Raw genomic sequence first — 12,440 nt, forward strand, 5'->3', positions numbered from 1 at the left:
TGATCAGGGTCTTGTAGCGATCAATCATCGCTGGAACCTGTTCGCTTTGATCCGGATGCACGATAAATACGATTTCGTAATGTCGCATGACATCTCCTTATGGATGTTAAGCCTGCCGCGTGCGACTACGGTCAAGCAAGGGTTGTTAAGAGGGGCGGATCATACCGGATAAGTAAGTAGATCTCAAGCAATATCTAGCTGTGCGCTGCTTACCGCTCGATTTGATCGAACTTGCCAGTCACTGTAGACCATGTTTCATGATCAGGCAGCGGGTCTTTTTTCTCGACGATGGTATGCCATATTTTAGACATCTCTGCGTTCAGCTCGATGTAATCTTGCATGTCAGCAGGCACATCGTCTTCGGCATAAATAGCCTCGACTGGGCATTCTGCAACGCATAGCGTGCAATCGATGCATTCATCGGGGTCGATCACTAAAAAATTTGGGCCTTCTTTAAAACAGTCCACTGGGCATACATCAACGCAGTCTGTGTACTTACATTTCACACAGGCGTCGGTCACTACGTACGTCATGATTGAATCCTTGTTGATGGGGCTGGGCCCTGTAGATGCTTATTCGCTTATTCTAATAAGGCGCAAGGATTGGATTTTAGCAGAGCTCAGGGGCTTAGAAGCAATGTGATAGTTATTTATAAAGAATCAGCGGTGATAACTGTGTATCTATTAGATATGCGGGTGTGTGCTTAACTAGGGTTTTGCCTGGTAAAGGGCGGGTATTATAGACACGGCAGGGGCTAGGTTATTCAAGCCTAGATGTTGGCATTGCTAGATTATAAATATTCCCGATGCATTTTATGATCTTGCCCTAGGCTGCAGGTAGTTGGCATAGCAATGATGGTAATCCCCTGCAAAGCCAGCTCATTCTATGAGTGGAATTTTCTCGCAGTCTTTGAGGCGCGTCTACATGAAAACCGTAGGCAATTTATGACGCCAGATTGTTGCAATCTTAAAGCAAGCCGCTTCAATAGTTATTGGGCTGACTATTAGTGTAGGATCGATTGTAAAAGGTGCATTTATAAGGTGCTGAAAGTGGTAAATATTTATCTTCTATATGCGTTTTTGTTAAGATTTTACTGGCGGAAAAGATGTGCATCTTTTTTTACACACTTAGTGCAGATGATTAAGGTTTCTTGTTTATTGCACTACAGATACAAGAGGTCATCATGAAACTACAGCTTTGCAAGGTACTGGTTGTTGCTTTATTTGCAGTTTATTTAGCGCCATCTTCCGCAGCAGGCCAAGCTGAAAATATTGTGCTTTGCCATGAGGAAGAAGACTCATATCCATGGGTTTTAAAAGGTCGGCCGGGTTTAGATATTATTTTATTAAAAATGATTGCTAAAAAATTAAAAGTAAAATTTGAAATGCGGCCTTTGCCATGGGTGAGGTGTTTACATGAATTAAAAAATAATCATGTGAGTGGAGCGTTTAACCTTAGCTTTGGCGCAGAAAGACTAGATATTGGTCATTATCCTATGTTAGGAAATAAACCTAATATAGATCAAAGACTCCACTCAGATAGCTATAGCCTTTATAGATTAAAAGGAAGTGGTATTAATTGGGACGGTGAGCGGCTGCTTAATCCCTATGGGGGGATTGTTGGCGCACAATCTGGTTTTGCCGTTATTCCACAGCTCAAAGAGTTAGGGACAAAGGTGGATGATCAAACGCGTAGTGCAGAAATTAATTTTAAAAAATTAATGGTGGGCCGGGTTGGTGCTGTGGCATTGCCGACCAAAGAAGGGGATATGCAGCTGAGGAATAAACGATTTTTTTCAAAACGAATAGAAAAAATAGGGCCTCCCCTAGTTGATAAAAATTATTATTTAGTAATATCGAACGATTTTTATACGCGAAATCCAAAATTAGCCAAGCAAATATGGGTGACGCTTGCCAATATGCGCGAATCTGCAGAATTTAAAAAAATGGTGGCGCAATTTAATTAGATTTTATAGCGGCACTTAAGTCTAAAAAATATTTATTGAAAAATAATAAAAACAAGCGGTGTGAATTGGCTGATTTTTTGCTTGGGACTGGCTAAGTAGTTAATAAAATAATCCCGCTATTTTTAAAAAATGGCGAGATTATTTATTTGCCTTTTGAGCGGGTAGTTTGTGTGGGTAAGCGTGTGCCGCAGTGCTTATTTAATACCGATTTCTGCTAGCCATAGGCTGTGCGCAATGTTGGCGTCGTTCCCTAAAATGCTTAGGTATTCACGGGCGCGGGTAATGGCCACATAAAGATGACGGCGCTCATTAGCGCTGTCTGGGCCATCTTTTAATTGCCAAGCACCCAGTTGCGGCAAGATCACATGCGCCCATTCGCGCCCTTTTGCTTGCTGCACACTGCTGACCACGACACGATTTTTATTAAAGTGTTGATAGCGTAGGCGGCGCTTTTGCCAGTCTTTTTGCAGTGCATCTGGCCCCATCGCAGCAAGGTCGGCTAATAGCGCTTTAAAAAGCTGTAAGCGTGCTTTGGCGGTGCGGGCAGTTGGGGCGCTTAGCGCTACGAGTGGTTTTAAATTCAGTTGATCGACAAGTTCTTCTAGGCGGATGGCCAGCGGGGTTTTGCTGTCTTTTATTCTTACAAAGGCCAAGTGGGCGATATCGGCAGGGATCAGGCCTTTTAAGATGGCGTAAGCATCGGGTAGCCAATCTAGACGGTAGAGCGGTTTGTTTTCGTGATCGCGGCTGATTAGCTCTTTTTGGAAGTTGCTAATTTGCTCTTCAGTGATTTCCCAAATGGGGGATTGAATCAGCGCTAAAAACGCATCCACATCACTGCTATCTATTCCCTTGCTGCTATTGGCTAAGTAGGCGATGGCTTGGCAGAGTAGCGCTGCGTGGCGTAAGAAATAAGGGCGGCTGCCCTCCATGCGGTAAGCGATGCCTGCTGCAAATAGTGCGTCTTCTACTGGTTTGCTGCGGTCGGCTTCGCGCACTAAGATTGCACATTCGTTTAGACTGCGGCCTGTGGCTTGCCAGCCCTCAAGCAGCGCGCTGGTATCGCAGTCGTTGCTCGTTTTTCGCAGCTTGGGGCGGGTGTAGTGGTTGGCTTTAGAGCGCACTTCAATCTTGCTGCCCAGCGGTTTAATCAGGCGGGTGGCAATTTGATCCAGCGGGCGGCCAAAGCGAAATGAGCGGGATAAACCAAAGGGGGCTGATTGGGCTTGCCACGCTTTAAATGCTGAAAAAGGGACTAGGCCGCGCCATTCGTAGATGTCTTGCGCATCGTCGCCCACGGCTAGCATACGGATGCCCGCAGCGTGCATATGCCGCAGGATTTGTTCATGTACGGGTTTGGTATCGTGAAACTCATCCACCAATACCCACTGTATGCCAAGTTGCTTTAAATCTTTGGCAATGATTTCTGGTTCACGCAGCAGATCAAAGGCCGCATCGCCTGGGGCAAGGAACTCCAAGCGCTCGCGGGCGTTTTCAAAGCGTTTGAATAGGCGATAACGTTGGCGGCTAATACCAAGGTGCATCAGGGCATCGTCTGTATCGTACTCATCTTCTTCTTCATCTAAATCGCCCCATAGCACGAATGGGCGGGTATTAAATGACAGACTTACTTTCGCGTCGTCGATAAACTGCAGCAGCATGGACAAGGTCTGACTGTCGCGAGCGATGCGCACTTCGTCCTCAAGCAGGCTATCGTTAATGATGTCGATGGCTTCATTCATGGCCATGTCGATTAAATTAGCCAGCGTATCAGGACGTAAACGCCGAGGTTTTAGGCGGGATCGGCCGGAATGTTGGGAAAATAACCTAAGGGCATAGCCATCAAATGTGTAAGCTTGTGGCGGGGGAAGCTCAGGGTAGTGGCTGCGGCAGCGTTTAATAAATGTATCGCGGCCACTGTTTGAAAATGTAAGCACCAACGGCGTGTGCCCTTGGCTGCGTAACTGCTTATAGGCGGCAACCAGTGTGGTGGTTTTTCCGGTGCCTGCACGCGCACAGATAAGCCCAGATTGGTGCTGGTCAGGCTGTTGTAGCCAGTTAAAAATAGCCTGATGTTCGCCATCCCATTCCAGTTCGTGCATGGTTTTCTTCTATAAGTAGGTTGTGGGCATTTTAAACGCATTAGAGCTTGTGTAAGTGGGATAGTTTTTTTAGCTGTGTTTATTGAATTAAATAGGATGAATATGGGCGATTGGATTAAATTTTCTATTCTTTCTGCGGCGCTGTTCTCTCCGCTGGCTCATGCTGATTCTTTGTCTGTGTTGGCAGGGGCAATGAATAGTACCAAGCAAGAGCAAAGCTCCTATGCTTGGACTTTGTCGTATTTGCATGATTTAAATGAAAATATGGCGGTCAGCTTTTCTTGGCTAAATGAAGGCCATGTGGATAATCACCATCGGGATGGGCACACCTTTCAATTTTGGGGCAAAACCCAAGCTTTACACCCAAAGCTAACCTTGGCAGCGGGGCTAGGGCCCTATCGTTATTTTGATACCACCCCAAAAAGGGTGGATGGCCGTGGCTATTTAAATGACCATGGCTGGGGCGGGATTTTTAGCCTGCAAGCCACTTGGCAGGGCGAAAGCGATTGGCAATACCAGCTACGCCTTAATCACATCAGCACCTCGGGCAGTATTGATACCAACTCAATTATGCTGGGTATGGGTTATCGGTTATCGCCAATGGCGTTTGATGATCCTAGCTGGCCAGGTGCTCGCGGCAAGCAAGAAGTGGCGGCCTATTATGGGCAAACCATCATTAATAGCTTTGGCTCAGAAACGGCCAATTCAGGGGCTTTAGAGTATCGCTATACTTTTGCACCAGGGGTGAAAGCCTCCGTTGGATATATTCAAGAAGGTGAAACCGATCGCATGCGCCGTAGCGGAATCGCCTTGCAAGCGTGGTATGAACCAGGGTTTTTTGACGATAAATTTACCGTTGGCTTGGGTGTTGGGCCTTATTTCTCGGTAGGTAAGCAGTACAGAAATAATCGCCCTGACCTAGATAAAAACTCGGTGGCAGGCTTGGTTACTATGGCGGCGAGTTATCGCTTTAGCGAGCATTGGCGGGCAAGGGTGGCTTGGAATAGAACCGTTACAGATTACGACAAAGACACCGATGTGATTTTGTTTGGCTTGGGCTATTTGTTTTAAGCACTAAATTATTTTCACCCACGAAATACACAAAAAATACGAACAAGCCCTGTGTTTATTGGCCATTTTGTATATTTAGTGTTTTTCGTGGGCTACGCATTCTTGATCCCTCCGCTTAATCGCATTATTGGGCTAGAAACGGCTTAGGATTAATCGCCTTACCTTTAAAGCGCAATTCAAAATGCAATTTCACTTTGTTGCTGCCCGAGCTTCCCATCTCGGCCACCTGTTGTCCTTGCTTAATGATATCGCCCTCTTTAACTAAGATTCGCTGGTTGTGAGCGTAAGCGCTTAAGTAGTCTTGATTATGTTTGATAATCAGTAGATTGCCGTAGCTGCGTATACCATTGCCGGCATAGGCTACCTTGCCACTTGCTGCGGCATAAATGGGCGAGCCTGCCTCGCCCCCAATATCAATTCCCTTATTGCTGCCGCCATTGTAGTTTTGCAGTATTGGCCCTTTGCTTGGCCAGATTAGGTTAATTGCGGGGCTGGGTTTGCTAGCTACTGGGGCTGGGTTGGGTTTGCTAGGCGTGGGCTTGCTGCTTGGGGTGCTTACACTGGCCGCTTTGGGGTTTGGTTTTACCGCGAGAGTCTGGCCAATTTGAATGGTGTTATCGCTAAGTTGATTCAGACGCTGTAGTTCGCTCACACTTAAATTATGGTTGCGTGCAATGCTATAGAGCGTATCACCCGCTTTTACTTCGTATTGTGAGCCATTGTTAACAGGTGCTGTGCCACAAGCACTGATTAGCAGGGTGGAGAATAGGGCGTAGCGGCGGAGGAGAGGAAAGGTAGGCATAAGGCTGATTTTAACACTGTCTTTTGCGTCAGCGTTTGCCTAGGTATTTTTGACAGAACTGCATGGTAAAGCTTTCTCGCAAAAAAATGGGCGACTGAAGAGTCGCCCATTGTGTATTGGAGGAGGCTACTGCGCCACGCGGATTATCGTGCATCACCGCGTGGGCAAGAAATCGCCATCCTATACTGTACTTACAGCTTTTCAGTTAACCAAGCTGGAATGCTTGCCAGTGCCGCATCTAGGTTTGCTGGTTCAGTACCACCCGCTTGGGCCATATCAGGCTTGCCGCCGCCTTTGCCGCCCACTTGCTGCGCTACAAAGTTGACCAGCTCACTGGCTTTGACTTTGCCGGTTAAATCTTTGCTTACGCGGGCGATTAAGCTAACTTTGCCTTCGCTTACGCTGGCCAGTAGTGAAATGCCGCTTTGCAGTCTGTCCATGACTTTATCGCTCATTTCACGCAGTACTGTGCCATCGGCACCCTCTACCACCGCACCTAGACACTTCACATCCTTAATAGTGCGCAAACCGCCGCCTAGTAAGTTGTCTAGCTGAGCAAAAGCCATCTGCCCTTTCAAACCCTGAATTTCTTTTTGTGCAGATTTTAGCTCGCCTTGAAGTTTTTCTAGCTTGGCCGCTAATTCGCCTGGTTTGGATTGCGTCATCGCTGCGAGGGCTTTGATTTCGCTGTCTTGTGCCTGAATCACTGCCAATGCTGCGCTGCCAGTAATTGCTTCGATACGGCGAATTCCAGCGGCAATACCCGTTTCACTGACCACTTTAAACAGGCCAATATCACCCGTGCGGGCCACGTGGGTACCACCACAAAGCTCAGTAGAGAACTTGCCCATTTGTAATACGCGCACATCATCGCCGTATTTTTCGCCAAACAGGGCCATGGCACCGGCGGCAATCGCGTCGTCAAAGCTCATCTCAGAGGCAGATACTGCGTCGTTAAGCATGATTTCTTCATTGACCAGCGCTTCAATCTGGGCGATTTCGGCTGTGGTCACTGGGCGTGGTTGGCTAAAGTCAAAGCGGGTGCGCTCAAATGTAACGAGCGAGCCTTTTTGCTCCACATGTGTGCCAAGCACGGTGCGCAGTGCCGCGTGCAGCAAGTGGGTAGCGCTGTGATTACGTTGGCTGGCTTGGCGCTTACCCATGTCAATGCTGGCGATAACGGCGTCGCCGACGTTTAAATTGCCGTTGCTGAGCATACCTTGGTGACCAAATACATCGGACTTCACTTTTTGCGTGTCCGTCACGTCAAACAAAATATCACCAGCAAAAATCTGCCCAACATCACCTGCTTGGCCGCCAGATTCTGCATAAAATGGCGTGTGATCAAGTACCACAACGCCTGTTTCACCTGCGTTTAATACTTGTACTGGCTCATTGCCTTTGTACAGTGCTAATACTTTGGCTTCACGGCTGTGCTCGGTATAGCCATGAAAAACACTGGCGCTGCCATCGTATTCTAAGCCCGTTACCGCTTTAAACTGACCGGCCGCCTTGGATTGCGCACGCTGGGTATTAAGGGCAACTTCAAAGCCTTCCATGTCAACGCTGACGTTCTTTTCACGGCATACGTCTGCGGTTAAGTCGATAGGGAAGCCGTAGGTGTCGGATAATTTAAACGCGGTTGCGCCATCTAATACGGTTTTGCCACCAGCCAGAGCCGTATCGAGCAGCGCCATACCGTTTTCTAGTGTTTTGGCAAACAGCTCTTCTTCGTATTTGAGCAAGTCTTCAATCTGAGCTTGCTTTTGTACTAGCTCGGGATAGGCATGGCCCATTTCCGCCACAAGGGGGGCAACCAGTTTGTAGAAGAAGGCGCTTTTTTGGCCAAGCTTATAACCGTGGCGTACCGCACGGCGAATGATGCGGCGCAATACATAGCCACGGCCTTCATTGCTTGGCAATACGCCGTCAGCAATCAGGAATGAACAGGCACGGATATGATCGGCAATCACTTTGAGCGACGGCGTATCTTGGTTGTAAGGCACGCCGGTTTCTTGGGCCGCAGCTTGTAATAGTGCAACAAATAAATCAATTTCGTAATTGGTATGCACTTTTTGTAAGAGTGCGGACAAACGCTCTAGCCCCATGCCGGTATCAACCGATGGCTTAGGTAGCGGGTGCATCACGCCTTCGGCATCGCGGTTGAATTGCATAAACACGTTGTTCCAGATTTCTACAAAGCGATCGCCGTCTTCATCTGGGCTGCCTGGAGGGCCGCCCCAGATATGATCGCCATGGTCGTAGAAAATCTCGGTACAAGGGCCGCAAGGCCCGGTATCGCCCATCGCCCAGAAATTATCTGAGGCGTAAGCACCGCCTTTATTGTCGCCAATGCGGATAATTTTATCTGCGGGAATGCCGATCTGTTGGTTCCAGATTTCATACGCTTTGTCATCCGAGGCGTAAACCGTCACCATTAGCTTTTCTTTAGGAATCGCTAGCCATTCTGGGCCAGTTAGAAATTCCCAAGCGTAATGAATGGCATCACGCTTAAAGTAATCACCAAAGCTGAAGTTGCCGAGCATTTCAAAGAAAGTATGGTGACGCGCGGTGTAGCCCACGTTTTCTAAATCGTTATGCTTGCCGCCTGCGCGTAAGCATTTTTGGCTGGTGGTGGCGCGGGTGTAATTACGCTTATCAAAGCCTAAAAACACATCTTTAAATTGCACCATACCGGCCACGGTAAACATGATCGTTGGATCATTACCTGGCACAAGCGGGCTGGAGTTAACAACTTGGTGGCCTTTAGAGGCAAAAAAGTCGAGGAATTTCTGGCGGATTTCGGCTGATTTCATAGTGTAAGGTCGGTATTCGGTGAATACGAAAGTATCAATTCTAAATGAAAGCCCATCATCAGGGTAGCGCCCTGTTAATCAGGGAGTGAGCTTGCAGCTGGGCGAGTGAATCTGACTGCTTGCTGGCGTATTTTTAATGCCAAAAGAATGGAGGTAAGAAGAAGGGCGAGTCTTGGTGCTTGGGCTGATTTGCCATGATCAAGTGCGATTGCATCGCTCCTATAGAATTGTATGGCGTTGCCTCAGTCAGGTGTCGCCCAAGAGGGCGACACGATGAGTCATCTTTAAGCCTTTACAACTGCCGCTGGCCCTGTCCGATTCAGTAGCCATGCGCCTGTGCCACATGCTGCCAATAGCGTCAGCAAGGGGAGTGCGCTGTTGTCGTGCCACAAGCCCATTAATAAACCAGCCAGTGTGGCGCAGCCAAATTGCAAGGTGCCAAGTAGAGCAGAGGCCAGCCCGGCTTGTTTGCTTTGGTGTTGCAAAGCCATTGCCGAGGTGTTTGGGGTGATAAAGCCCATGCTGGTGATGAAAACAAATAAGCCCAGCAGCAAAAGCGGGAAGTTAAGCAAGCCAAAAATTTGTAGCAAAAACAGGCTTAGCCCAGAAATAGCCGGTAAATACAGCGCGCGTCTGAGTAGATTAGCGGTGCTATGGGTTTTAAGTGCACGCGCATTAAATTGGCTACTAATAATAAAACCCGCTGCATTGCTCCCAAATATCCAGCCAAAGTGCTCGGCGGGCACACCGAATAACTCGATAATAATATAGGGCGATCCGGCGATATAGCCAAAGAAGCCACCCATAATCAGCGAGCCCGTTAGGGTGTGCCGCATAAAGGCTTTGTCGCGGATCAGGGCTGCATAGCCTTTTAAAACCTTGCCCAATTCAAGTGCTGGGCTGTGCTGGGTATTGTGTGTTTCTTTAAAAAAGAAATGCACATTAATTAAGCAAGCCAGCGCAAACAGCATTTGAAAAGCAAAGATGGCGCGCCAGCCCAGTGTGGTAACCACCCATCCGCCCACAATCGGCGCCAGGATTGGGGCGAGCCCCATAATCAGCATCAGGGTAGAAAAAGCTTTGGCCATTTCCTGCACATTGCAGCGATCCCTGACTACGGCTCTGGAAACCACCATGCCTGCGCAGCCGCCCAAGGCTTGCAAAAAGCGCAAAGCAATCAGCTGATCGATATGTGTGACAAAGACGCAGCCTATGGTGGCCAGAATATAAATCACAAGACCAAAATAAAGCGGTGGCTTACGGCCAAATCGATCACTAAACGGGCCGTAAATTGCTTGGCCTATGGCAAGGCCAATAAAAAAGCTGGCAAGCGTGAGCTGTACCGAGCCGGGCGTGGCCCCCAAGCTATGCGAAATAGCAGGGAAGCTGGGCAAATACATATCAATGGAAAGCGGGCCAAGCGCGGTAAGCGCACCCAGTAAGAGCAGCCAAGGCGGGAAATAGCGCATGTGTTGTACTTCTTTAAATGTAGGAAAGGTTACCGTTTTTTTGTGCGAACTACTGCAGGATTTTTCCTACAGCAGTAAAAGAATTTTCTCGCCTTAATTGAGTCTGTGCTGACGTGTGATTTAAATTTAATGAGCATAAAATTGCATCTGTCGGTGGCGCTAATGCCATATGGCTATCTGTATGTATATGGCTCACTAATCCCTAGTTATTTTATTTGGAATAAATACTATGAAGCTAAAATCTATTGTATCTGTTATGGCGTGTTCGATGTTGTTTGCAGGCTCTGTATTTGCTGCGGATGAGGGCAGTGGTACCGTTAAATTTGAAGGTTCGATTATTGATGCGCCATGCTCAATTTCAGCTTCAACACAAAACCAAATTATTCCTATGGGCGCTATTTCAAATAAATCCATTTATTCAAAGGATGGCAAGCTTAAATCTAACTTCACAATCAAGTTAGAAGATTGCACTGTTGCAACTAAAAAGAATGTAACGATTACTTTTAGTGGAGCAGCTAAAGATGGCTTGTTGGCTCTTGAGGGAACGACTAAAGGGGCTGGAATTCAGATCGACGATTCTTATGGTGTTCCAATGGTGTTGGGTACAGCGAGTGCCGCAGTTCCAATGCTAGCTGGCGAGAATGATTTAAAATTTAATGCTTATTTGAAGCCTATCTCGGCGGCGGCAAGTGCGGATGATATTCAACCGGGTAACTTTACGGCGACAGTGACATTTACATTAAATTACCTATAAAAAGTTTTTGTTAATTAACATTAATGAGGCTTTAATTAAATGTTGCTTCGATTTTTGTGTGAGTAACAACTAGAAAAGTTATTGCTTATTTTGTTAATGCTCTGTGCATAAGGGTGCATAACGATGTTCTTGTTTTGCACCCAATACAATCCCGTGTTTCTCTTAATTAAAATTGATGCTTAGAGTGCTTGGCTAATGCCAAGGCCGCACTGTTCTTGATTGTTTTTATCAGGGGTGAGGCTCGCTATGCTCTGGCTTGTGCTTCCGTATAAAAGCAGATCTAGTTAATTTAACAATTAAGTAGTTCCTGTAAGATTTTTTTTATTTGATAAAAATAGTGTTTACAGTGGGTCGTGATTTCACCATGAGTTGTTTGCCGTGGCTTTAAATTAACCAACATTTTTGCGCGCCCATATAGATCGTCATACTGACTGGTAATATTAAATTATTGCTATATTACTGTGTTTTTTTATAAAAGAGGGGATGGGGTGTTTAATAGAAAACTACTGGGTACTATTTTATTTATTCCCACTATATGTTGCGCTGTAGAATTTAATGTTGGCGTATTAGATGCTGTTGATCGCGAAAATATTGATTTGTCTGTGTTCTCTAAAGTTGGTTATGTTTTGCCAGGCCGCTATATATTAGGAATTAAATCAAATAATTTTTTAATTCCTGAATTACCAGTAATGTTTCACTCCCGCGGATTAGCAGAAGAAAGCGCAGAGGCCTGTATTACGCCTGATGTGCTTGCTAAGTTAGGCTTAAAAGATGAATCGATTAAATTAATTTCATACTGGCATAATGGCGAGTGTGCTGATTTTAGTGAATTGAAAGGTGTAAGTGTCCGTAATGCCATCAATGAGGGCTATATTGCGCTAGGCATTCCTTTGGCTTATATGGAATATGCTGATGCAGATTGGGTTCCCCCAGCTTTTTGGGATGATGGATTGCCAAGTTTAATGCTGGATTATAGTGCCACTGCTTATGAGTCAAGATTTAAAAATAAGCCTATTGAGCGGAAGCTAAGTGTGTATGGAACACTAGGTGCCAATTGGGGAGCATGGCGTTTTAGAGGCGATTTTCAGGGCGGGAATCAAGGAGGGGTAGAAACGGAGGATCGTTTCAATTGGTCACGTATTTACGCTTACCGTGCATTGCCAAGTATCAATTCTACTTTAATCATCGGTGATAATTATCTAGGCTCAGATTTATTTGATTCTTTTCGCTATAGCGGAATCGCGTTAAATAGCGATGATCGTATGTTGCCCCCTGCATTACAAGGCTATGCACCAGAGGTAAGGGGCGTTGCTAAAACAAACCTGATTATGTCTCTTGCTCAGGAGCCCTTGATTTAGCCATTCGCGCGGCGTAAAGTGAACGAACGTTCTTCTTTGCGGAGGTGGATCATGCCCATCAATGGCATTCAGATGCAAAAAGGCTTGTCTTTGCCTGAGTTC

At 46.6% G+C, this 12,440-nt stretch carries 10 protein-coding genes; 4 read left to right on the forward strand and 6 right to left on the reverse strand.

All coding sequences use genetic code 11. The features are described 5' to 3' along the window. Together Q0R17_RS02345 and fdxA are read right to left on the reverse strand one after the other, a co-directional pair. On the reverse strand, positions 1 to 88 hold an 88-nt coding region (locus tag Q0R17_RS02345), incomplete at its 3' end, for a 30S ribosomal protein S6 (RefSeq protein ID WP_374759845.1). Positions 89 to 209: 121 nt separating this feature from the next. Beyond that, entirely contained in the window at positions 210 to 533 is a 324-nt protein-coding gene (gene fdxA, locus Q0R17_RS02350; protein WP_293931783.1) for a ferredoxin FdxA, read from the reverse strand. 650 nt (positions 534 to 1,183) lie between these two features. On the opposite strand from fdxA, the gene Q0R17_RS02355 reads away from it, so the two are divergent. Further along, on the forward strand, positions 1,184 to 1,966 hold the full coding sequence (locus Q0R17_RS02355) for an ABC transporter substrate-binding protein (RefSeq protein ID WP_293931784.1): 783 nt from the start codon (positions 1,184 to 1,186) through the stop codon (positions 1,964 to 1,966). A 194-nt stretch (positions 1,967 to 2,160) separates the two neighbouring features. Here Q0R17_RS02355 and Q0R17_RS02360 read toward each other — a convergent pair whose 3' ends face one another. Beyond that, positions 2,161 to 4,068, reverse strand: a complete 1,908-nt coding sequence (locus Q0R17_RS02360; protein ID WP_293931785.1) for a UvrD-helicase domain-containing protein — start codon at positions 4,066 to 4,068, stop codon at positions 2,161 to 2,163. Between the two features lie 102 nt (positions 4,069 to 4,170). Here Q0R17_RS02360 and Q0R17_RS02365 point away from each other — a divergent pair, with 102 nt between their 5' ends. Beyond that, positions 4,171 to 5,139 (forward strand): hypothetical protein, encoded by a 969-nt coding sequence (locus Q0R17_RS02365; protein ID WP_293931786.1) that lies wholly within the window; start codon positions 4,171 to 4,173, stop codon positions 5,137 to 5,139. A gap of 124 nt (positions 5,140 to 5,263) precedes the next feature. Here the strand turns inward: Q0R17_RS02365 and Q0R17_RS02370 are convergent, their stop codons facing one another. The 3 genes from Q0R17_RS02370 to Q0R17_RS02380 all read right to left on the reverse strand — a co-directional run bounded on the left by Q0R17_RS02370 (position 5,264) and on the right by Q0R17_RS02380 (position 10,226). Then, positions 5,264 to 5,941: a peptidoglycan DD-metalloendopeptidase family protein gene (locus Q0R17_RS02370; RefSeq protein ID WP_293931787.1), complete on the reverse strand. Its 678-nt coding sequence runs from the start codon at positions 5,939 to 5,941 to the stop codon at positions 5,264 to 5,266. 191 nt (positions 5,942 to 6,132) lie between these two features. Further along, entirely contained in the window at positions 6,133 to 8,757 is a 2,625-nt protein-coding gene (alaS, locus tag Q0R17_RS02375; protein WP_293931788.1) for an alanine--tRNA ligase, read from the reverse strand. Positions 8,758 to 9,041: 284 nt separating this feature from the next. Next, entirely contained in the window at positions 9,042 to 10,226 is a 1,185-nt protein-coding gene (locus tag Q0R17_RS02380; protein WP_293931789.1) for a Bcr/CflA family multidrug efflux MFS transporter, read from the reverse strand. Positions 10,227 to 10,455: 229 nt separating this feature from the next. Between Q0R17_RS02380 and Q0R17_RS02385 the strand changes: the two genes are divergently transcribed. After that, a complete protein-coding gene (locus Q0R17_RS02385; RefSeq protein WP_293931790.1) occupies positions 10,456 to 10,980 on the forward strand; it encodes a fimbrial protein in 525 nt (174 codons plus the stop codon). Positions 10,981 to 11,468: 488 nt separating this feature from the next. Then, positions 11,469 to 12,338: a FimD/PapC N-terminal domain-containing protein gene (locus tag Q0R17_RS02390; protein ID WP_293931791.1), complete on the forward strand. Its 870-nt coding sequence runs from the start codon at positions 11,469 to 11,471 to the stop codon at positions 12,336 to 12,338. Positions 12,339 to 12,440: the final 102 nt, after the last annotated feature.

Source organism: Iodobacter sp. (assembly GCF_025352645.1).
GTDB lineage: Bacteria > Pseudomonadota > Gammaproteobacteria > Burkholderiales > Chitinibacteraceae > Iodobacter.

What these genes read in the sequence shown, in the direction of transcription:
- fdxA (WP_293931783.1), bottom strand. Translation starts at nt 533, where the DNA reads ATGACGTACGTAGTGACCGACGCCTGTGTGAAATGTAAGTACACAGAC.
- Q0R17_RS02355 (WP_293931784.1), top strand. Translation starts at nt 1,184, where the DNA reads ATGAAACTACAGCTTTGCAAGGTACTGGTTGTTGCTTTATTTGCAGTT.
- Q0R17_RS02360 (WP_293931785.1), bottom strand. Translation starts at nt 4,068, where the DNA reads ATGCACGAACTGGAATGGGATGGCGAACATCAGGCTATTTTTAACTGG.
- Q0R17_RS02365 (WP_293931786.1), top strand. Translation starts at nt 4,171, where the DNA reads ATGGGCGATTGGATTAAATTTTCTATTCTTTCTGCGGCGCTGTTCTCT.
- Q0R17_RS02370 (WP_293931787.1), bottom strand. Translation starts at nt 5,941, where the DNA reads ATGCCTACCTTTCCTCTCCTCCGCCGCTACGCCCTATTCTCCACCCTG.
- alaS (WP_293931788.1), bottom strand. Translation starts at nt 8,757, where the DNA reads ATGAAATCAGCCGAAATCCGCCAGAAATTCCTCGACTTTTTTGCCTCT.
- Q0R17_RS02380 (WP_293931789.1), bottom strand. Translation starts at nt 10,226, where the DNA reads ATGCGCTATTTCCCGCCTTGGCTGCTCTTACTGGGTGCGCTTACCGCG.
- Q0R17_RS02385 (WP_293931790.1), top strand. Translation starts at nt 10,456, where the DNA reads ATGAAGCTAAAATCTATTGTATCTGTTATGGCGTGTTCGATGTTGTTT.